General features: G+C 59.2%; 23 protein-coding genes. 8 read left to right on the top strand and 15 right to left on the bottom strand.

What is annotated here, in order from left to right; all coding sequences use genetic code 11:
* The first annotated feature begins 9 nt into the window (after positions 1–9).
* The 6 genes from FF098_RS01825 to FF098_RS01800 all read left to right on the top strand — a co-directional run bounded on the left by FF098_RS01825 (position 10) and on the right by FF098_RS01800 (position 4,622).
* The gene (locus tag FF098_RS01825) at positions 10–924 is read left to right on the top strand and encodes a YihY/virulence factor BrkB family protein (RefSeq protein ID WP_155136557.1); all 915 of its coding nucleotides are present in this window, start codon (positions 10–12) and stop codon (positions 922–924) included.
* Between the two features lie 158 nt (positions 925–1,082).
* Entirely contained in the window at positions 1,083–1,736 is a 654-nt protein-coding gene (gene fsa, locus FF098_RS01820) for a fructose-6-phosphate aldolase (protein ID WP_155136554.1), read from the top strand.
* 116 nt (positions 1,737–1,852) lie between these two features.
* Positions 1,853–2,716, top strand: a complete 864-nt coding sequence (locus FF098_RS01815) for an aldo/keto reductase (protein WP_166426272.1) — start codon at positions 1,853–1,855, stop codon at positions 2,714–2,716.
* Positions 2,717–2,803: 87 nt separating this feature from the next.
* Complete coding sequence (grxD, locus tag FF098_RS01810) at positions 2,804–3,136, top strand: Grx4 family monothiol glutaredoxin (protein WP_155136548.1); 333 nt, start codon at positions 2,804–2,806, stop codon at positions 3,134–3,136.
* A 62-nt stretch (positions 3,137–3,198) separates the two neighbouring features.
* Positions 3,199–4,308, top strand: a complete 1,110-nt coding sequence (locus FF098_RS01805) for an AI-2E family transporter (RefSeq protein WP_155136545.1) — start codon at positions 3,199–3,201, stop codon at positions 4,306–4,308.
* A 149-nt stretch (positions 4,309–4,457) separates the two neighbouring features.
* Positions 4,458–4,622 carry a hypothetical protein gene (locus FF098_RS01800; RefSeq protein ID WP_155136543.1) on the top strand — a complete coding sequence of 55 codons (165 nt, stop codon included), beginning with the start codon at positions 4,458–4,460 and terminating at the stop codon, positions 4,620–4,622.
* 117 nt (positions 4,623–4,739) lie between these two features.
* Here FF098_RS01800 and rpsD read toward each other — a convergent pair whose 3' ends face one another.
* From rpsD to FF098_RS01785, 3 genes are all read right to left on the bottom strand, one after another.
* Positions 4,740–5,357, bottom strand: a complete 618-nt coding sequence (gene rpsD, locus FF098_RS01795) for a 30S ribosomal protein S4 (RefSeq protein ID WP_155136540.1) — start codon at positions 5,355–5,357, stop codon at positions 4,740–4,742.
* Positions 5,358–5,521: 164 nt separating this feature from the next.
* Positions 5,522–6,019, bottom strand: a complete 498-nt coding sequence (locus tag FF098_RS01790) for an anthrone oxygenase family protein (protein ID WP_155136537.1) — start codon at positions 6,017–6,019, stop codon at positions 5,522–5,524.
* A 20-nt stretch (positions 6,020–6,039) separates the two neighbouring features.
* Positions 6,040–6,894, bottom strand: coding sequence for an NAD(P)H-binding protein (locus FF098_RS01785; protein WP_155136534.1), 855 nt, complete (start codon positions 6,892–6,894; stop codon positions 6,040–6,042).
* Between the two features lie 65 nt (positions 6,895–6,959).
* Here FF098_RS01785 and FF098_RS01780 point away from each other — a divergent pair, with 65 nt between their 5' ends.
* Entirely contained in the window at positions 6,960–7,559 is a 600-nt protein-coding gene (locus FF098_RS01780) for a TetR/AcrR family transcriptional regulator (RefSeq protein ID WP_155136531.1), read from the top strand.
* Positions 7,560–7,718: 159 nt separating this feature from the next.
* Positions 7,719–8,132, top strand: coding sequence for an SET domain-containing protein (locus FF098_RS01775; RefSeq protein ID WP_155136528.1), 414 nt, complete (start codon positions 7,719–7,721; stop codon positions 8,130–8,132).
* Positions 8,133–8,198: 66 nt separating this feature from the next.
* On the opposite strand, the gene FF098_RS01770 is transcribed toward FF098_RS01775, so the two are convergent.
* The 12 genes from FF098_RS01770 to FF098_RS01715 all read right to left on the bottom strand — a co-directional run bounded on the left by FF098_RS01770 (position 8,199) and on the right by FF098_RS01715 (position 21,300).
* Positions 8,199–9,998: a glycoside hydrolase family 15 protein gene (locus FF098_RS01770; protein WP_155136525.1), complete on the bottom strand. Its 1,800-nt coding sequence runs from the start codon at positions 9,996–9,998 to the stop codon at positions 8,199–8,201.
* A complete protein-coding gene (gene otsB / locus FF098_RS01765; RefSeq protein WP_155136522.1) occupies positions 9,998–10,723 on the bottom strand; it encodes a trehalose-phosphatase in 726 nt (241 codons plus the stop codon). The genes FF098_RS01770 and otsB overlap by 1 nt, the downstream gene beginning before the upstream one ends.
* A gap of 73 nt (positions 10,724–10,796) precedes the next feature.
* On the bottom strand, positions 10,797–12,203 hold the full coding sequence (locus tag FF098_RS01760; protein WP_155136519.1) for an alpha,alpha-trehalose-phosphate synthase (UDP-forming): 1,407 nt from the start codon (positions 12,201–12,203) through the stop codon (positions 10,797–10,799).
* Between the two features lie 106 nt (positions 12,204–12,309).
* The gene (locus FF098_RS01755) at positions 12,310–13,782 is read right to left on the bottom strand and encodes a TrkH family potassium uptake protein (RefSeq protein ID WP_155136516.1); all 1,473 of its coding nucleotides are present in this window, start codon (positions 13,780–13,782) and stop codon (positions 12,310–12,312) included.
* A gap of 17 nt (positions 13,783–13,799) precedes the next feature.
* Positions 13,800–14,549 (bottom strand): queuosine precursor transporter, encoded by a 750-nt coding sequence (locus tag FF098_RS01750; protein ID WP_155136513.1) that lies wholly within the window; start codon positions 14,547–14,549, stop codon positions 13,800–13,802.
* Between the two features lie 80 nt (positions 14,550–14,629).
* Positions 14,630–16,450, bottom strand: coding sequence for a mechanosensitive ion channel family protein (locus tag FF098_RS01745; protein WP_155136510.1), 1,821 nt, complete (start codon positions 16,448–16,450; stop codon positions 14,630–14,632).
* Positions 16,451–16,509: 59 nt separating this feature from the next.
* Complete coding sequence (locus FF098_RS01740) at positions 16,510–17,127, bottom strand: DUF3500 domain-containing protein (RefSeq protein WP_155136507.1); 618 nt, start codon at positions 17,125–17,127, stop codon at positions 16,510–16,512.
* Positions 17,128–17,166: 39 nt separating this feature from the next.
* Positions 17,167–17,586, bottom strand: coding sequence for a DUF3500 domain-containing protein (locus FF098_RS01735; RefSeq protein WP_155136504.1), 420 nt, complete (start codon positions 17,584–17,586; stop codon positions 17,167–17,169).
* A 38-nt stretch (positions 17,587–17,624) separates the two neighbouring features.
* Positions 17,625–19,745 carry a tetratricopeptide repeat protein gene (locus tag FF098_RS01730; protein WP_205967334.1) on the bottom strand — a complete coding sequence of 707 codons (2,121 nt, stop codon included), beginning with the start codon at positions 19,743–19,745 and terminating at the stop codon, positions 17,625–17,627.
* Between the two features lie 72 nt (positions 19,746–19,817).
* Positions 19,818–20,111: a GNAT family N-acetyltransferase gene (locus tag FF098_RS01725; RefSeq protein ID WP_155136498.1), complete on the bottom strand. Its 294-nt coding sequence runs from the start codon at positions 20,109–20,111 to the stop codon at positions 19,818–19,820.
* A gap of 24 nt (positions 20,112–20,135) precedes the next feature.
* The gene (locus FF098_RS01720) at positions 20,136–20,426 is read right to left on the bottom strand and encodes a GNAT family N-acetyltransferase (protein WP_155136495.1); all 291 of its coding nucleotides are present in this window, start codon (positions 20,424–20,426) and stop codon (positions 20,136–20,138) included.
* A gap of 25 nt (positions 20,427–20,451) precedes the next feature.
* Entirely contained in the window at positions 20,452–21,300 is an 849-nt protein-coding gene (locus tag FF098_RS01715) for a DMT family transporter (RefSeq protein WP_155136493.1), read from the bottom strand.
* Positions 21,301–21,494: the final 194 nt, after the last annotated feature.

The raw sequence follows: 21,494 nt of genomic DNA, 5'->3' as shown, positions 1-21,494 counted from the left end.
CAGACTTGCATGATAACGGGGGCGACGGCAGGCATGATTACCCAGATACAAGACCGGCTGGAAAAACTGCCGCTTTACGGTCTCTATCAGAGAGTGGAAAAACCGGTCTCGCGCATCCTCGCCAGTATCGGCAATGACAATATCGGGCTGATTGCCGGCGGTGTTGCCTTCTACGCCTTCCTGTCGATCTTCCCGGCCATCGCCTTTGCCCTGATGATCTGGGGACTGTTCAACAGCCCGGACCAGCTGGGCAATCACCTGACCCTGCTGAGCGGGATCGTGCCTGAGGATGCGTTCGAGCTTATCGCCAACCAGATGATCCGCATTGCCGAGGCACAGGAGGGGAAACTTTCCTGGGGGGCAATTGCGTCACTCGCCCTGGTGTTGTGGAGCGCATCGCGCGCCGTGAATGCGCTGCTGTCTGCCATGACGGTGACAATCAACAAGGATCACAAGCGCGGCTTCTTTCAACAGAACATGCTGGCGCTGGGCTTTACCATTGCGGGGATATTCTTCGCACTTCTGTCGATCGCCATCATCAGTGCCTTCCCTCCGATCATCGAGGCACTGCGCCTCGGTGCCTTTACCGATGCCCTGCTCCATACATTCCGTTGGCTGATGATGTTCGCATTGTTCTTCGGAGCAGTGTATTCCTTCTATCGCATCGCCCACCCTCGCACGGCTGGTGGTGAACGCATCAGGCCGAAACGGCTATGGCCGGGTGCCCTGCTCGGTGCCCTGATCTGGCTCATGGCCTCAATCGCCTTTTCCTTCTACCTGTCCCGCTTCGAGGTCTATAACGAGACCTTCGGCTCGCTGGGGGCGGCGATCGCCCTGATGATGTGGCTGTGGATCTCCGCCTTCGCCATATGCATCGGCGCGGAGACCAATGCGGAAATCCAGCGCGAAGCCAGTTCGAACTGATCAAGCTCTGGCCATTTCGATGGATTTATGATAGCGTTATCATGAAAACGTCACCATGTGTTGCCATGATGGGCGCCGGGGCCGCGACAGGCCCTGCCGGTCATGCTATAGGACGCACGAGAACGGTGCAGGAAAACAACCAAACCATAGGGAAAGACATGCAGATCTTCATCGATACCGCTGATACCAAGGAACTCAAAGCCGCGTTCGACACCGGCCTCGTCGACGGGTGCACGACCAACCCGTCGCTGATCGCCAAGGCGGGGCGCGACTTCAAGGAAGTGATCGCGGAAATCTGCGAGATGACGACCGGTCCGGTCTCCGCCGAGGTTGCCTCGACCGAAGCCGACATGATGCTGAAGGAAGGCAAGCGCCTCGCCCAGATCGCGGACAATGTCGTCGTCAAGCTGCCACTGACCTGGGCAGGCCTGAAAACCTGCAAGACCCTGACCGAGGAAGGCATCAAGACAAACGTGACTCTGTGCTTCACGCCGAACCAGGCATGGCTCGCTGCCAAGGCCGGCGCGACCTATATCTCGCCCTTCATCGGCCGTCTGGATGATCTCGGCCTTGATGGCATGGAGCTCATCCACGATATCCGCCAGATCTATGACAATTACGGCTATGAGACGAAAATTCTCGCTGCCTCGATCCGCTCTGCCAGCCATTGCATCGAAGCTGCCAAGGCAGGCGCCGACGTTTCGACCATTCCGCCGAAAGTGTTCAATGCCCTCCTCAACCACGTGCTGACCGACAAGGGCCTCGCCGATTTCGTCAAGGATTGGGAAGGCACTGGCCAAACGATCCTGTAAAGGACAATTCTCTAGAATCAGGGCTTTCATCCCGCATGGATGAGACCACGCAAAATGACGAGACCCGGCCGCAAGCGCGTCCGGGTCTTTCTCGTTCTGATCAGGGTAGGCTGGGAATGGGTATATCAGGCCCGCTCGGCACCGACTGGTTCAGCGACGCCAAAGCCACAGCGCTGATTGAAGGGGCGATCGAGCGCGACATCCGCGTCTTCGATACGAGCCCACTTTACGGCAAGGCTGAAGAGCGCCTTGGTACCGTGATCAAATCACTCGGCCCGGCTGCGGCCAAGTCCCTGCAGGTGTCGACCAAGGTCGGAAACTTTCTCGATGAGGAGGGACGACGCCGGCGCGACTTCTCCGGCGAAACCATCCGCCGCCTCGTCGAACAGAGCCTCAAACGGCTTGGACTCGACACGCTGGAAATCCTCTATCTGCATGGACCCGATGAACATGAACTGACGACCTCTCTGCCTGTGCTGGCAGACCTGCAAGAGGCAGGCCTGATCAGGCAAACAGGGGTCTGTTCCGAAGGTTCCCATCTTGCCCGCGCTGCGCAGGAGGACAGCGTCGACGTGCTGATGGGGACTTATAATCTGTTCGACCGGCGGCATGAAACGCTGTTCGACGAGGCTTCCTCCGCCGGCAAGAAAATCACCGCCATCGCGCCGCTTGGCCAGGGGCTGTACCGGCGCGGTTTCTTCCTGCCGAAAAGTCTCGCCGATGGCTGGTATATCGCCCGCGCGCTGGTGCGAAATCGACAGCAATTAGGCAAGGCCGCGCAAGCCCAATGGCTGCACGAGGTGGAAGGCTGGGACGCCCCTTCCCTCGCCCTCGCCTTCACCCTCGCCAACCCCGCCGTCGACTGCGCGATGACGACAACGACACGCCTGGCACATCTGGAAGCGAATATCGCCGCTGCGCAGAGAGAGCTGCCTCACGATCTCATGATGCGGCTTGCGGCCATCGCGTCCGACAGATAACAAGAGGGCAGATGAACCCGGATGGCGGCGTTGACTTCAGGTACGTCCGACCCCATCTGCGGCCCGTACGCAAAAGGAAGTATTCCCATGTCCGATATCAAGAGCCACATCCAGTCCCAGATCGACGCCAACCCGGTGATGCTGTTCATGAAGGGCACGCCGCAATTTCCGCAATGCGGTTTCTCGGCGGCTGTCGTTCAGATCCTTGACTATGTCGGCGTCGACTATGGCTCTGAAAACGTGCTCGCCAGTGACGAGTTGCGCCAGGGCATCAAGGAGTTTTCCGACTGGCCGACCATCCCCCAGCTATATGTGAAGGGTGAATTCGTGGGCGGCTGTGACATCGTCCGCGAGATGTTCGAGAATGGCGAGCTGAAGCCATTCCTCGCCGAAAAGGGCCTGATCCAGCAGGACGCCTGAGGATCTTTCGTATTGCTGTTCCACGAGATGAAACCATCAGGCACCTCACGCATTAGTGAGGCATGCCTGACGCATCTTCTCCCAAAGGCGATATCGCCTCCCGACATGCTGCCCTGACCCGCACTTTCATCGTGCGGGCCTTGTTCATTCTGGGGCTGATCGCCCTGACCTATGCCGCGATAAAACTGTCGACTGTCTTCCTGATGGCGACCGGTGCCGTGGTTGTAGCCGTCATCATCCACCTGATCGCGGACCCGCTACATCGTCGGCTGAAGATGCAGAAGAAATATGCTGTCCTCAGCGCCATTCTGATTCTGGTTCTCATCCTCGCCGGTCTTGCCTGGCTTTTTGGCAGCCAGCTTGCGGCACAGATCGACACTTTCCTGGATGAGCTGCCGCGCTCCGTGGAGCAGGTCCGCTCTTCTGTCGAGACGAGCCCGTTCGGTGAAGTGGCCATGCAGGCGTGGAACAGCGCCAGCGAACAGGCAGGTGTCGCCCTCAGCTATCTGCGCGGGCTTGTCAGTAATGTCGTCAATTCTGTAGTCGGCCTTGTCGTCATCATCGTTGCGGGCGTCATGCTTGCCTCCCGTCCTGTCAGCTATCGCGACGGTATGCTCTTGCTGCTGCCATCACAGTCGCGGGACCGTGTCAGGTCGGTGATGAATGCCTGTGGCCGGTCTTTGAAGGGCTGGCTGATCGGACAACTCATCTCCATGAGCGTCATCGCGATCCTCGTCAGCCTCGGCCTGTTGCTGGTCGGGGTGCCCTCATGGCTTATCCTGGGCCTGCTGGCGGGTCTTGCCCAGTTCGTGCCGCTGATCGGGCCGATCGTGTCGGCGATTCCGGGGCTGATCATTGCCGCATCGATGGGCTGGGTACCCTTTACCTGGGCACTGGCGATCTATGTCGGCGTGCAGCAGGTCGAGAGCAATTTTCTGACACCCTATGTCATGAACCGCACCGCCAGCCTGCCCATGGTGCTGACCCTGTTCTCGATCCTTGCCTTCACCACCCTGTTCGGGCCGCTGGGCGCTGTTTTCGCCACGCCGATCACCGTTGTTCTCTATGTGATGGTGCAGATGCTTTATGTCGAAGATACGCTGGGTGAGTCGCTCGATGTAAAGGGCGAGACAGAGCACGACGCCCCGGCCGGGGAAGCTGAAAGCAATTAATCAGAAATCCAAATATCGGCCAAAATCATCATCTTAGCGCCCTCAGTGCGCACTTTGCGCACTGATTGCGGGTTATCGCTTGACAGGGCGCACTCGTTGCCCATATAGTATGACAGTTCTATGACACATACTAGTCAGGAGTATTTAAGATGGCTCATATTACAGACGATACTGGCTATCACGGTGAAACGGATAGCTTCTTTGATAACCATTCGATGACGTGGCAGGTCTTTGCCTGGCTCGGAATCGGCACCGTTGCAGCCATTGTCGGGTTCACCGGCTTTGTCATGACGGTGAATGCAACACCATTATAAACCTGAGTGACGGTTCTGCCGTCATGACAGACAGAATTGAAAAAGCCCGCGCAGATCGCGCGGGCTTTTTCGTGTGCAAGCAAGGTATGCCGCCAGCCCAGAGCCAGCAGCAAACACCTAGGAAGCGTAGAATTCGACGACGAGGTTCGGTTCCATCGTTCCGGCATAGGGCACTTCGGCAAATTCCGGGATCCGGACGAAAGTCGCGGTCATTTTCTTTGGATCGACTTCGACATAGTCGGGGATGTCACGTTCCGGCAGCTGCAGGGCTTCGAGAACGAGCGCCATGTTCTTGGACTTCTCACGGATCTCGATGACGTCGCCCGGCTGGCAGCGATAGGACGGAATGTTGGTGCGCACGCCGTTGACCATGACATGGCCGTGGTTGACAAACTGGCGGGCAGCAAAGACGGTCGGCACGAATTTCGCGCGGTAGACGATCGCGTCGAGGCGGCTTTCCAGCAGGCCGATCAGGTTCTCGGCCGTGTTGCCCTTGCGGCGGTCAGCCTCTTCATAGATCTTGGCGAACTGTTTTTCCGTGATGTTGCCGTAATAGCCCTTGAGCTTCTGCTTGGCCATCAGCTGGATGCCGAAGTCGGACAGCTTGCCCTGACGGCGGGCACCATGCATGCCCGGCTTGGTTTCGCGGCGGTTGAACGGAGATTTGGGGCGGCCCCAGATGTTTTCGCCTACGCGGCGATCGATCTTGTACTTGACCGTATGTCTCTTGGACATGCGATTTCCTTTTCTTCAATGCGGCCCGGCATACCGGCCCATCCGGCATGCAATCTCAACGGCGGTTCACGCATTTCCCGTCATCAGAAGCGCGGGTTCTAGGGCGCGATGGCGGGGCTGTCAACCGGCCAAACCCCGCCATCGGCTTGATGTTTGACGGGACATTACCCCTGCCCTGCGGCGAGCTCCACCGCCGCCATGATGAAACAGCCAGCCGTCGCTGCTGACGCCAGCGTGCGGACATGGTTCAGCTGCGTCCACCGCACACCATATCGGTGCCAGTAGGACAGCCCGTCCGGACTGTGACCGTCAAGCCGATCGAGCCGGCGGTTCATCGGCACGTTGCCGACGATGGTGACGAGGAACGCGCCGAACACGTAAACCATGGCACCGGCGGTCATCCATAAGGCAGCTGGCCCGGTGGCGAGCCTGCCTGCCACAAAGGCGAGACCGACGGTGACCGGCACCAGCCCGAGCAGCATGGCCAGGAAAGCAGAGCGCATTACCGTGCGGTTCAGCGCCTGCATGGCGCGCATGCCGCCCTCTTCCGCGGCGATCAGCCCGTCCATCACGAAGTCGGAGAAGGACTGGAAGACACCGGCAACGAGGGCTGCCGAAAGACCGACAGCGACGCTCGCATAGATCAGGACATCGTAGGACATGAATTTTCTCCTTCCTGCGCTCAGGCGGCTTTCTGCCAGACGCCACTGGCGGCAACCCGCGCGGCCCAAGCGGCGAAATCGGTCGGCTCGCGACCAAGGGCTTCCTGCACGCCGGTGCCGAGGTGCTGGTTGCGCCCGTCCAGAACGGTCGAGAACAGGTAATCCATCAGCCAGACAATGATCTCGGGCGCGCCGGACTGGGTCAGCGCCTCGATAAAGGCCTCGTGCGGAATGTCGGCATAGCGCACCGGCCGACCGGCCGCGCGGGACAGCTCTTGCGCCACATCGCCAAAGGTCAGCAGTCGCGGGCCTGTCACTTCATAGACGCGGCCGGCATGGCCGGGCTCCGTCAGGGCGGCGACGGCGACATCGGCGATATCGTCTGCATCGACGAAGGGTTCGGCGATCTGTCCCGCCGGCAGTGCCAGCAGGCCCCACTGGACCATGTCGATGAACTCGCCTTCCGAGAAATTCTGGTTGAACCAGGAAGCCCGAACCACGGTCCATTCGATACCCGAGGCCTGCACGAGGCGCTCGCAGGCCTGTGCCTCTTCCTCTCCCCGGCCCGAAAGGACCACAAGGCGGGAGACGCCGGCCGCCACCGCAACCTCGACAAAACGGGCGATGATGCCCGTGGCACCCGGCACGGCGAGATCGGGGGAATAGGCGATATAGACGGCACCGACACCGCGCAGTGCAGGCGCCCAGGTTTCCGGCGCGTCCCAGTTGAAAGCCGGCGAGGCCGAACGCGTGCCGATGATCACCGGCACGCCGCGGGCGGTCAGACGCTCGGCGATACGGCGGCCGGTCTTGCCGGTGCCGCCGGTAACGAGGACGGGGCGGTTTTCAATCGAATTGGTTTCAAAGTCGGTCATGGATCTCTCTCCTTCTTGACACTGTGTAAAGTTGACATGGTGTCAAATATGTATACCTTGACACCATGTCAAGAAAAAATCTCCCTACCCGAGAAGCGATCCTCACAGCCGCCTGGAAAATGCTGGAAGCCTCCCCGCACAAGGCCGTGCGCGTCGGCGACATTGCGAAAGAGGCCGGCATCAGCCGTCAGGCGCTCTATCTGCATTATCCGACACGAGCCGAACTGCTGATCGCGACGGCGCGCTATATCGATGAGGTCAAGAATATCGATGAACGTCTTGCCGCCAGCCGGGCGGCGACAGGCATTAACCGGCTCGATGCCTTCATCGAGGCATGGGGCGGATACATTCCGGAGATTTACGGCATAGGCCGCGCCTTCATGGCCATGATGGATACCGATGAAGCGGCCCGGGCTGCGTGGGGTGACCGTATGCAGGCCGTGCGCCATGGATGTGCAGCAGCGATCCGTGCCCTGAAGGAAGCAGGCGCTCTAAACCCGGATTATTCCGAAACAGCAGCAACCGACATCTTGTGGACGCTGCTGTCGGTCAGGAACTGGGAACAGCTGACCATCGACTGCGGCTGGTCGCAGGCGGACTATGTCGAGGGCACAAAACGCCTCGCCCGCGCCGCCCTGCTACAACCCTCTGGCCGCAAAGATTAAATTAAGGCCGCCCTCTCTTTTCCCTCTTGTATTTGGCGCAAAAGATATCATCCTATTGAAGCGATCAGACAGCACGCGCGGAATAACGCCTCGACGGTGAGACGCATGCTAACGGCGGAAGCGGCTGGTCCCCTATTTCTCTGGAGAGACAGACAACTCATGTTGTTGATCAAGACCTTTGTCGCCGCGAGCGCCATTGAAGGCGTTGGCGTGTTTGCTGGTGAAGCCATCAAAAAAGGCCAGCTTATCTGGAAACTCGACCACCGGTTCGACCTGCTGATCCCGCGCAGCGTGCTGGAAGACGGCGAGATGGCGAATCGTGAACTGCTGATGCGCTATTCCTACCCGCACGCGCCGGACCCGCGCTATGTGATTTATGAAAGCGACAATGGCCGGTTCATGAACCATTCCTTCGATCCGAACACGGATTTTACCGGTCCGGACAAGGGTTTCGCGCGCCGCGATATCGCCGAGGGCGAAGAGCTGACTGGCGACTATTCGGAGTTCTGGCCGGAGTTTACCGCCGTCCACCATGTCGGCCCGGCGGCACACATCAACGGTCGGGCACATTAGGCTTCCGATAGCCGTTCAGTCTGCACGACATGAACCGGGCCGGTTTATCCTCGGCCCGGGTTTTCGTCATATTGATTCAGCCCAGCGACTGGACAGCCTTGTTGCGGAGTTGATGATACCGACCATGGAATAGGTCTGCGGGAAGTTGCCCCAGAGCTGGCCGGTCTTCGGGTCGAGATCTTCCGACAGCAGGCCCAGCTTGTTGCGCATGGACAGCAGGTCCTCGAAGATCTCGCGCGCCTCCTCCTTGCGCCCGATATGGGCCAGCGCGTCGATGTGCCAGAAGGTGCAGGCGGTGAACGCGGTTTCGGGCGTGCCGAAATCGTCCGGCGCCTTGTAGCGATAGACATGCATGCCATGGCGCAGCTGTTTGTCGACGGCGTCGACCGTGGCAACGAAACGCGGATCGTCCTTTGGCAGGAAGCCGACTTCGGCCATCAGCAAAACCGAAGCATCGAGGGCCTCCCCGCCATAGGCGCCGGTGAATGCCTTGATCTTGTCGTTCCAGGCCTTGTCATAGATCGTCTCTCGCACTTTCGATGCACGCTCGTTCCAGTAATCGGCGCGCGCGCCATCACCGAGATAGGCAGCGATCTTGCCGAGCCTGTCGCAGGCGGCCCAGCACATCAGCGCCGAGGACGTGTGCACCTGGCTGATCGTGCGATATTCCCAGATGCCGGCATCGGGCTCGTTATGCATGGCCCAGGCACGTTCGCCGACCTGTTCCAGCTGGCGGAATTCGGCGATGCCGGCCTGATTGCGCAGGCGTGTATCGAAAAAGGCCTGCGACGCGCCGAGGATGACCTGTCCGTAGACGTCATGCTGGATGTGTTCCGCCGCCTGGTTGCCGAAGCGAACCGGCTTGTGCCCGCGATAACCGGGCAGCGCGTCGGCGATCTTTTCCTCCAGCTGCTGCTCCAGGCTGATGCCGTAGACGGGCTGGATGTGTCCGCCCTTGGTCGAGGCGACGACATTGCGCAGGAAGCGCAGATAGATTTCCAGTGTCCCGACGGAGGACAGGCGGTTCAGCGCCGTAACGGTGAAATAGGCATCCCTGATCCAGCAGAAGCGGTAATCCCAGTTGCGCTCCGAGCCTTCATGCTCGGGGATGGAAGACGTTGCCGCCGCGATGATGCCGCCAGTTTCTTCGTATACGCACATTTTCAGCGTGATGGCGGCGCGGATGACCGCCTCCTGCCATTCGAACGGAATGGCGAGACGGCGGGACCAGTTCTGCCAGTAGGCGACGGTACGCTCCTCCCATTCCCGCGACAGGGTATTCACCCCCTCCGAAACCGATTCATCCGGCCCGCAAAGAAACGACAATGGCTTGTCGAGCAGGAAAGATGTCTCGCTCATTACATAGGAGATCGGCGCATCCGTGGTAACGCGGAAGCCAAGCGATTCGCTGGCAAAGCGGACATGGCTGACACCACGGGTAACCTGCAACGGCTTGTTGTCCCAACCGGTCGAGGGCTTCAGCAACACCTTGATGCGCGGCGTCCCGGAAATCGGCCGCAGGCGGCGTACGATACCCATGGGCTGGAAGGTGCGCTCGCGCGCCTCGAAGCGTGGCGCAAAGTCCGTGATCTCGACAGCACTGCCATCCTCGGCCTCAAGCACCGTACACAGAACAGCTGTGTTGCGGATATAGTACTGGCGACTGCGCACGAAACCCTCAAGCTCAACCGCGAAGGTTCCGCTGCCGCCCAGCAATGCGTTAAAGACAGGCTTGCCATCGAGACGCGGCAGGCAGAGCCAGCCATAAGCCCCCTGCTCATCGATCAGACCGGCAATAGTACCATTGCCCACCATCCCCAGTTCAAGAGACGGTTTATTCAGTACAGGCGGTGTATTCCCATCCATCAGGCAGTTCCCTTTTCCAGCCAGTCGGCTACAGCTTCAGGGGAGGAAAGGCGATAGGTGGCCACGCTCTCTCCCCCACCAATTTTCACGGCATAACCGCCAAGGTCAAGCACGGCCTCGAAACCATCCTCGTCGGTGACATCATCACCGGCCATCACCGGCGTCAGGCCGGCAAATGGCGGTTGCCTCATTATCTCGCGTATGGCGAGACCCTTGTTTGCCCCGCCGGGCTTTGCCTCGATCACCATCTTGCCGCCCTGAACGCTGTAGCCTTCTACCGACCCGACAACCTGCCGGGCGGCGGCCAGTAACGCCTCGCCCTGTTCCGGGCAGGCACGATAGTGAAGCGCGAGTACCGACCCCTTGTTCTCCAGTTTTGTACCCGGATAGTCGGCAGAGAGGGCGGTCAATCCGTCGATGACTTCAGCGGGCGCCGTGTCGGTGCGGGTCAGCGCCGCTGACCCCGGCGCCATGACGTTCTGGCCATGATTGCCAAGCCTCCAGAGTGTATCTGGCACCCGTTTGCAGAGGTCATCGATATCACGCCCGCTGATGATGGCCAGCGCCCCTTCCAGCTTGTCAGCAAGTTCGCACAGCAGCGGTGCGACACCGTCAACAAGTGCAACCGTATCCGGATCATCCTGCAAGGGGGCAAGCGTTCCGTCAAAGTCGAGAAACAGGGCCTGGCCCTTTTCCGGCAGGGGTGGGTAGGTCTTGTTCGTCATCTGCAATCCGGGGTCTGGCAGGCGCCCTCGCCTGCGCACTCTGTGAACTAACATAGGGCAAGTCGGCAGAGTGTCAGGCTGCGCCGTTCAGTTCAACCGGTGCAATGTCGCTGTCCACGTCGATATGGCCGAGGTCGTGCAGGAAACTCTGACGCCACCAAAAGATATCCTTCTCCCGGATCGTCTCGTTGATGGCATTCCAGCGCTCCTTGCGTTCTTCCAGCGGCATGTGGATCGCGCGATAAATGGCGTCGGCAACCTCGTGTGTGTCATAAGGGTTGACCAGCAGCGCCTCCGGCATCTGCGAGGCAGCGCCGGCGAAATGGGACAAGACGAGCACGCCGGGATCATGGGGGTCCTGCGCGGCAATGAATTCCTTGGCGACAAGGTTCATGCCATCGCGTAGCGGCGTGACGAGACCGACGCGGGCGATGCGATAAAGCCCCGCGAGCTCATCGCGTGTGTAGGAGCGGGCAAGATAGCGGATGGGAATCCAGTCGAGGTCGCCATGGTCGCCATTGATGGAGCCTGACAGCTGGTCGAGCTGTTCGCGAAGCTCAGCATACTCGTCGACCTTGGTGCGCGATGGCGGCGCGATCTGGGTATAGGAGACCTTGCCATGCAGGTCCGGATAATCACGGATCATGCGCCCGACCGCCTCGAAACGCTGGGGCAGGCCCTTGGAATAGTCCATACGATCGACGCCCAGAACCAGTTCGCGACCGCCGAGGAACTTCCCGATGCGGCTGCTGGCCTCACGCGCCTTGTCTTTCTCTGCCAGTGCGGCGAAATCATCGACATCGATACCGATCGGATAGGCTTTCAACCGGACCGTTCGCCCGTGGACTGATATGGTGCCATCCTCATTCTTCCGCCCGCCTGCAAACTCCAGCAGGTAACGTTCGAAATTGGCGCGGTGGTCGTCTGTCTGGAAGCCGAGGAGATTATAAGCGGTCATCGCCCTGGCAAGCCGCGTATGCTCCGGCAGTGTACGGAATACTTCAGGCGCCGGGAACGGAATGTGCAGGAAATAGCCGATGCGGCCGTCAAAGCCGTGCTGGCGAAGCTCCTCCCCCATCAGGCAGAAATGATAGTCATGCACCCAGACGACATCGTCAGGCTTCAATTGCTTCGACAGGAGACGGGCGAAGCGGTGATTGACAGCCTCATAGCCGGCAAAGTCCTCATCGTCGAAATTGGCAAGATCAGTGCGATAGTGAAAGATTGGCCACAAGGCGCGGTTCGAATAACCGAGATAGAAGCGTTCATGCTCTTCATGTGTAAGATCGACAAGGGCAAAGTCGACACCATCGTCGGAAAACATCTCGATACCGCGCGCCTCGTCAACCGTGCGCCCGCTCCAACCGAACCATGTGCCATTCGAGGAAACGAGTGCGTCCCAGAGAGCGACTGCCAACCCGCCTGCCCTGGCGTTCGGGTCGGCTGCGGTGCGGTTTGAAACCCCGATCAATCTGCCCATAGGTAGTAATTTCCCTTTTTGCCTCTTCAGTCCCCCGGAACACCCGCTACAGGCACAAGTTCATGTGCTTTAAACGAGTATAATGCTGCAGCGCAAAAAGGCAAGGTCAGTAGCGCCAGAACTCCGGATCGAAGAGCATCAGGACGGCAAAAATCTCGAGACGGCCGAGAATCATCAGGAAGCTGACGATTATTTCGTCATAGGCGTTCATCGAAGCGAAATTGCCGGCAGGACCTATGATTTCGCCCAATCCGGGACCGACATTGCAGATAGCTGTAGCGCTTGCTGTCAGCGCCGTAATGAAATCCATGCCGCTGAAAGACAGGAGCAAGGCCCCGATGAGTATCGACATGGTGAACAGGGTCAGAAAGGTCAGGATCGAGACGATCGTGTCCTCGGTCACATCGCGGCCGTTGAAGGTGATCGGCACGATGCGGTTGGGCGTCTGCAGCTTCAACAAACGTGAGCGGATGAGCTTCAGCAGGATGACCAGGCGATAGGCCTTGATGCCACCCGATGTCGAGCCGGCGCAGCCGCCAAGGAAGGTCAGCAGGAAGAACAGCATGACGGCACCCGGCCCCCAGAGCTGGTAGTCCTCCGTCGCATAACCGGTCGTGGTGACGATCGAGATGACATGGAAGGTGACCCTCCGGAGAGCATCGAGCAGGCCGGTCTCCGTCGTGATCGCCAGCCAGAAGGCGGTGAGAATGGAGATCGTGCCGACCATCAACAGGAAAAATTCGACCTGCGAATCGCCCTCGCGCGTCTGGCCGCGAACAAAAACGAGTTTCAGAAAGAACAGGAACGGCAGCGCCCCGAGTGTCATAAAGACAATGCAGACCCATTCCAGGAACGCCGAGTCGAAATAGCCGAACGAAGCATCATGGGTCGAATAGCCCCCGGTGGAGACGGTCGTCATCATGTGGTTCAGCGCATCGTATTCGCTCATCCCGCCCGCGACATAGAGAAGGAAGCAGGCAATGGAAAAGAATACGTAGACGGCGAAGATCCACCCTATGAGCGCCGTTGTATGCGGGAAAATCTTCTCCGTCCCTTCCCAGCTTTCCACCCTGAACAGCTGCATGCCGCCGACGCGCAGGAAAGGCAGGATGAAAATCGCCATGACGATGATACCGATGCCGCCGATCCATTGCGACATGGAGCGCCACAGATGCAGGCTGCGCGGCGCCTCATCGAGACCGCTGATGACAGTCGCGCCGGTCGTGGTGAAGCCGGACGCCATCTCAAAATAGGCCTCGGCCATGTTCAGCCCATAGCCGAGCAAGGGAATCGCGGAGAAGAGCGGTACAACGAGCCACAGCCCGCCGATCAGCAAAAAGGCATGGCGTGTGCGGATTGCCCCGAATTCCCGGTTCCACATGGCGATGCCGACCATCAAGCCAATCACCATGGTCATGAGGGCGCTCATCGCAAACGAATATTGTCCCGGCTCGCCATATACGAGCTCGGCAAAGGCAGGGATCAGCATCAAGGCGCCGATCATGAAAATCACGATGCCGAAGAAGAACAAGGCCTGGCGCCAAGTGGCCGGGCTGGTGGAGACCGAGAAATTGAACACGGCGTTTATCCCGTCTGTCAGGATTTGACAGAGAAGGGCGTGAAATTGGTGTCCGCGTCGTAAATGTCAACTCCTTCCGCCTTTTTCAGCCAGCCGACGACCCGATAGGTAACCGGCGTCAGCAGCGCTTCCCACAGGACTTTCAGGACGTAATTGGTGATCATGACGGTGATGACCTGACCCGTGTCCCAGATGCCGAGGAACGCGACCGGGTAGAAGATCAGCGAATCGACGCCTTGCCCGACCACGGTCGAACCGATCGTGCGTTGCCATAGATGCTTGCCCTTCGACCAGACCTTCATGCGCGCCATGACAAAGGCATTGGCGAACTCACCGGCCCAGAACGCCATGAGCGAGGCAAGCACGATGCGCGGCACGATGCCGAAGACCTGCTCATAGGCCGCCTGCCCCTCCCAGCCATCGGCAGGCGGCAGGGAGACGACAACCCAGCTCATCAGCGCCATGAACACGACGGCCCCGAAACCGGCCCAGACGACCCGGCGGGCCCGGGCATAGCCATAGACCTCGGTCAGCACATCGCCGAGCACATAGGACAGCGGGAAGAACAGGATGCCCGCGCCGAATACGAAAGGCCCGATACCCGGCAGGTCGAACTGGGCGGGCTTGGCCGCGCCGATAACATTGGACAGGACGAGAATGACCACAAAGGCCGCCATCGCGAAATCATAGTACTTGAAGCGCTGCTGGCTGATCGCCTCGGCACTGTCGATGCGCCGGGTCGGCTGGGACGTGTCCTGATCCTGCATAATGCCCTCATCATGGCCATGATGGCCATCAGCCCTTATACGCCGCGCCATGCGGATGGCAAAAGGGGCATTGTAGCTCGTCAGTCAGCCTCAACAGACTGTGTAGACCGGACAGTAATCGGCTCGCCTTTCTGCGGGACGATCTCGACGGTCTGGGTCGGGAAAGCGAACTCGATATCGCGCTCGCCGAAAAGCTGGACCAGCTTGCGGTTCACCAGCGAGCAATGGGACAGATAGCTGAACCAGCCACGGTCGGTATCGCGCTGGATTTCGCCCTCACCACCCATGAAGTAATAATGATAGCCGGTGATGGTCAGCCAGCTGTCGTCGAAGCCGCTGAAGGAAACATGGGCCTTCTCCTCCCGGCCTTCCAGCCCGCTATCCTCGACCACCTCCTCGTCATCGAAGACATCCATCATCGCCTGCAGGGCGCGATCGATCTCATCGGCATGGGCACGATAGGGAATTGCGACATCGACCCGGCGGCGAATATAGCCGCGGGCGGAGAGGTTCTGCACCTCGCGGTCGATGAACAGCATGTTGGGCAGGGTGACGAGATTGCCGGCGAGGTCCGTCAGCTTGGTGGCCTGCAACTCGATATCCTCGATCACCCCGATATGATCGCCCATCTCGCCCTTGAAGCAGATCCAGTCTCCGATGACGAAGGGCCGGTTGATGAAGACGGACACGGCACCGAACAGGTTCTTGACCGAGTCCTGCGCCGCCAGCGACAGGGCGAGCGCGAGGAACCCAAAGCCGACCAGCAGCGCGCCGACATTCATGCCCAGAATGTTCTGCAATACGAAAATCAGTACGATGGAAATGACCAGCACACGGAGGATACGGCGAATCATCGTAATGACCATCTGGTCGTAATGGTCTTTTTCATGACTGACCCGCTCGCGCAGGAAGGCGACGAAGACATCGATCAGCGAGACGATGAGGAAGGCGATGGCAACCACCATCAGGAAGCGCGGAATCTCGTAATGCAATGCCTGCAGCACCGGCCCAAGGGCGAGGAAGCCGATGGCGATCGTGAAGAAAAATGTGAAAACGACGAGCCCGCCTGCATTGCCAAAGCCGCGCAGTGTCGCACCCAAAAAAGTCTGGTCTATCCGGTCAGCCTTGCGCGCCGTCCATGCCATGGCCCGCTTGAACAACAGCCCGGCCGCAATGCCGATAGCAAAGACAGCGAGAAAGGCGATCCACCCGAACAGGCCCGTGCGCTCTATCAATGGCGAGAACACCATGATGAAGTATTCACCATTGTCCTCGGATGAAAATTGCGGCGGCAGGTCGGCGATAGACTCGAGAAACAGCGGCGCACCATCGAGAGTGCGCTCGGAGATCAGCCATGTCCCCTCGCCTGACCTGAGAACAGCGACAGTGGCATTACTGGGCGGGTCGGCAGCCTGCCAGACCCAGGCATGATCCGTGCCGCGCGGGAAATATTCAAACCGTGTATCTCCCGATGCCGCTGCCTGATCGGAGCCCGGCAATTCCGCCGGGGAGACAGGACCCAGGCGCAACAGGATTTCATAGAGAACATCCGCCTGCTGACGGGTCGCGCCTTGCGGCAGACTGGCCAGCGCGCGAGTGTAACCGATGTCTGTGTATCCCCGCTGGACGAGATTCATTGCCTCGATGAAGGTCATCAGGGAATCGCGCGGGCTTTCCTGAGAGTTGAAGCGCGGGTCTTCTACACGATCACGCTCTTCGCCCGGCTGGATCTTGCGGATCAGCATGCGACTGCCGGACCCGATTGCGTCTATTATGTCAGCGAACAGGCCGGGCCGGTCGGCTGAAGCCGGCTCATCGCCGCCGGATGGCATGGACTGAGCCGCCGCCGGGACGGCAGCACAGGCAAACAGGCAGAAGAGTGCCGCAATCAAAGCCCTCATCGGCCACTCACCGGGAGGGACATCACCTCGTCAGATAAATCCATGGCCCGGTAACGGGCCTAGTCATGAGAATGTTCCGCCAGATGCTGGCCCAGCAGGTCCTTGCCGTAGTCATTGCCGTTCGGCGTGCGGATCACCGTGTGGATATGATCGCGTGTCGGCACGCCGCGTTCGTTGATGGAGGACGTGCCAACCGGATTCTGATGATCAAACTCGATCAGCACAACCGGGCTGTGAATGCGATAATAGAAAACCGCATCATCCGAAACTTCGCCGACCCAGGCGAACCATGTCTCATCGAGATGCTCCTCGACTTCTTCCATCTTTACCGCGGCATGCCCCTCGCGCATGTTTCCGACAAACAGGCCGACAAGATCGAGCAGCTGTGCCTTCTGGTCTGCATTGAACCTGGCTGCAGGAACACCAGCATAATCGAGGACCAGATTGTCCTGGTTTGCCTCTGCATTGATATCCTTGCCGGACTTGCGGTCGGACAGTGTCGCCTGTGCCTGCTGTTCCGCTGTCAGTGACGCCATCATAGCAAGGCCAGCTGCCTGCTCATCCTGCAGAACGGCATTGCCTTCATATTTGCCGCCCATGATCGTGACATAGTAAAGCTCTTCGTCGAGAAAGAAGATGCCGTCATTAAGCTCTGCCAGGCTCTGGTCGGTCTTCATGATATCGAGACTGAGACCGAGCCCCTTCGCGCTCAGCGATTACTCGAGGAGGGGCATGGCGGCAGCGCGCTGAGCTTCGTCCATCTCTTTCAGGCTGGTCCCCTGACGCACATAGATGCCGTTATCGACATTGGACCATTTGCGCCATTCATCGGCATCGACCGCAAACTGCGTCCTGATCCGCTGGGCGGGTGTCAGCGTGTCGAGAAAGACCTGCGCCGCCTGCATGATCAGTTCTGTGGAAATGCCCGTTGCTTCTATCGTGTAGAGGCCGGACTGAAGGCCCTCTTCTGTGCGTACACCAACAAATTCTTCCGCAAGAGCCTCTTTTTCGTTATCGGCGAAGCGCTTCTTGACTGGTAACACCCAATCCGGCAGATCGCCCGTTTGAGCAAAGGCGGGTGTGGCTATTGTCGCCACGGCCAGAGTTGCCGCAGCAATTATGTATCTGCTTATCATGTTTCCCCCTGTAGAGCCGGTATGGCTTCACCTAAATATTACCCGCCGATATCCCGGGGCAGTGGCTTGGGCGGAAGGTCGAGCTTGGCACGCTCTGCATTCAACGCAGCCTCAACCCTGTCGACGTAAGCGTTGAAGCTGGCCTGATCTTCGAAGCCGCGGAAGATCGGCTCTATCGAAACACCCCGATTACGGTTGCCCAGCTCAAAGGCGCGGTTGAGATGGCCCATGACTTCTTCGCTGCCCTCCCCACGCAATACGGCAATACGCGCCAGCGAATATTCATTGTCGGCATTGTTGGGCGCTTCCTTCATATGCCCTGCGACGTGATCGGCCCAATACTCCAACAAAATCTCGCCATCAACATGGCCTGTATAGATCAGCGCAGGTACGTAATTCGCATAAGGCGGGTGGGCGGTAGAAAGCTCAAACACCTCGGCGGAGGAATACTTCTCCGTATAATGATCGACAATAGCATCCCAGCCCTGGGTCATATGAAGGATGAACATGTATTCATCCTCGCCGTCGGGATTTGCCTCTGCATAGGCGCGCGCTTGCCTGATGGCATCCTCCGGGCGGTTCATCGCCAGAAGAATGGTATTCCTGCCCGGCCCGGATGCAAGGTCCAGCGCCTTGTCATACTCACCGAGCGTTGCCCAGATGAACGGCAGGAAATTGGAAAACCTATCGGTAAACGGGCCGTCGCCATCCTTTTCGAGCATATCGACCAGCGCTGCATAATTGCCTGTGACGACATGGTACCGGGCATAGCAGAATTGCAGTGATGGGCTGTCGGGTGAAATCCGCGACCAACGATCCAAGGCTGCCTTGGCCTTTTCGAACTCGCCATTGCCCAGATAGATCGCGAAGACATTATTGTTGGCATCGTCGAGCGCCGGGTCATGCTCCAGCGCGATCTCGAACTGTTCCATTGCCTTCTCGAGTTCACCCTGCCTCATATAGAGATAGCCGAGATCGTTACGGGCATAGGGGAAATTCGGGCGCTGAACGAGGGCCAGCCGATAGAACCGTTCTGCTTCTGCAAAATTATCCTCGAACAGATAGAGCCCGGCCCGGGCGAACAGCGCATCCGGCGATTTGGGATCAAGCTCGATTGCACGTGCGATGAGGGGACGCGCTGTCGCGCTTGCCTTATCGAATGGCGTTGTACCCGTGGCACCTTGTGCATCGGACATCATCAACTCGTAGTAGCTGCGCCAGGCGAGAGCCGGCACATAATCCGGGTCGATCCCGAGCGCCCGGTCCAGCGTCTCGGCGGCCTGGGCGAAAGTTTCCGTGATGGCGCCTTTTTCTTGCTGGCGAGCAAGCAGGTAAAGCTCATAGGCGTCGATATCGCTGGCGCGGGCAACCTGCACCGGTGCGTTTCCGGTCAGGCGCGGGACAAGCTCTGCCGTAATGGCAGCTGAAATCTCGTCCTGCACGGCGAAGATATCCGTCATGTCACGATCATAAGTCTCCGACCACAGATGATAGCCGCTATCCACCTCGATCAGCTGGGCCGTGATGCGCACCTTGTCGCCGGCCTTGCGCACCGAGCCTTCAAGGATATGCGCGACCTTCAGGATATCACCGATCTCTCTCAGATCCTTGTTCTGGCCCTTGAAGGCAAAAGCGGAGGTCCGCCCGGCCACCTGGAGGTCAGGCACCTGGGCCAGCACATTGAGCAATTCCTCGGCAATGCCGTCGGAGAAATATTCCTGGTCGCCGGTGGCGCTCATATCGGCAAATGGGAGGACGGCGATGGATGCCTCGCCCGGTGCCGTGGCGCCGGCCTGTTCTGAAACACCGGAGGGTGATGCAATCATCTGAAAGCCGACAAGCCCGATGACGAGAACCAGACCGGCGATGATGACATAGTCGAGCCGCTGGCCGGTCTTGGCCGTGATCGACTGGTCCGCAGGCACGGATTTGGTCGGCTTCATGCCCTCCGCCGTCATTTCAAACGCCCATGCGAGCAGCATGGCGACCGGGAAGCCGAGCAGCAGCAAGGTGACGACCACTGCGTCGAACCAGTCGGGCAGGCTGAGCGAGCTTTCAAGGACGGAGCTGATCTGGGCAATAAGCCAGCCAACGACGGCATAGACGCCTGCGACGCGGAAGACGTTACGCCGTCTCAATTCCCTGAAAAAATTATACAATCTACCGGCCCCCCGGGATATCCTGGAAGTTCCAGCCTATCACGCTTTCCGGTATTGCCAAACGCCAAGCTGTCAGGCCTTTTCGGCCTCGAAGTCGCGCCATTCGGGCTTGCGGCGCATTTCGGCGGCCACATAGGAGCAGGACGGCACGATTTTCCAGTCGCGCTCCTTCGCATCCGCCATCAGCTGCTCCAGCAGCTTGTAGGCAAGGCCCTTGCCGCGCTTACGATGGGGTACATAGGTATGGTCGGCAGTGATGGTGCCGTCATCATTGTAATGATAGGTCAGCTCGGCGACATCCTGGCTGCCGAACTCCGGGATATAATACCGCCCGCCTGTCTCGCATTCCTCGAACTTGATCTTCATCGGGCACCTCCTGCCCTTTCGAGCCTATTTGCTCAACACGTCATGCCATTCCGGATGCTTCTGGAACTGGGCCTTCACGAAGGGACAAAGGGGCACGATCTTGAAGCCCTTTTCGCGCGCGTCCGCTATAAGCCTGTCGACCAGCTGCTTGCCGACGCCCTGACCACGATAACGATCCGGCACGTAGGTATGATCTACAATGATCAATTTATCACTGGCACGGGAGAAGGTCATCTCGGCAATGTCGTCACCCGCCTCGGCATCCGGCAGGTAATACTGGCCGCCTGATCCGGTCTCTTTCAGCTCGACGCTCATGCCGGTCTCCTCTCTCGCTGCTTGGCTATTGTGCCGATTGCAGCAGGAGCAGGCAAGCGGCAAGCACACCGGACAACATGATGCGCCTCACCCCGAACGGTTCGCGCAGCAGGAAAGTTGCAAGCAGTGCCCCGAAAACGACGCTGGTCTCGCGCAGGGCCACCAGCGGTGCGACGGGGGCCAGCGAAAAGGCATAAAGCGCCAGCCCGAAGGAGGTAATGCCGATGAAGGAGGTCGGGAGTGCAACCTTCGCCTCGCGCCAGAGATTCGCCCGCAGGCGCTTGCGGGACAGCGTCATCGCCACGATGGAAATGGGCAACGATACGAAAGCAAAGAACCAGATGATATAGGCAAAGGCCGATGGCGCGGTGCGCGTGCCCGCCGCATCGTTGACGCTGTAGCCGGCAATCAGTACGGCGGAGATGAGCGCATAGACAAGAGCGCTGGACGAGACCGGCGCCCGGCGGTTCGGCCAGGCAAAGGCGATGAGCACCATGCAGATACCGGCGAGTGCCAGAAGCTGCCATGGGCCCAGAACTTCCCCGAGGAACAGGAAAGCGATAACGCCCGCCAGAGCCGGGGCAAGGCCGCGCATGATTGGATAGACGACGCCCATATCCGCGCGCTCAAATGCCGCGATGGTAGTATAGAAGTAAGCCCCATGGATGAAGACCGAGACGAAGAGAAACCGGTATGTCTCCCATGACGGCAGGCCAACGAGAGGCAATAGTGTCAAAGCCATCAGGCCGGAGGCCCCGAGGAAGGTGGCACGAAACAGTACCTTGTCCTTGCTGCGCTTGGTCAGGGCGTTGAACAGGGCGTGGGAGAAGGCAGAGACGAGCATCAGCCCTGCCGCGAGAAACATCGTATTCATCACCTTGCCCTTTCACGCAGGCATTAGGCGCATTTCGCCCAGACCACAAGGATACGACTGTGCGATCCCGCGCAAATGGATCGTACACTTACTGTTTCTGGTGGTTTCGCGCAATTAGAGAGAGCAGTGCGACAGCAAGCTTGTCGACTCGGCGCCTGGAAGGGTGATAGAAAAAGCCTGAGAAGATACGGGTT

The sequence above is a fragment of the Aquisalinus luteolus genome, from assembly GCF_009712425.2.
Classification (GTDB): domain Bacteria; phylum Pseudomonadota; class Alphaproteobacteria; order Caulobacterales; family Parvularculaceae; genus Aquisalinus; species Aquisalinus luteolus.
The sequence above is the reverse complement of the archived record's forward strand: the minus strand, read 5'-3'. Positions and strand labels throughout refer to the sequence as shown.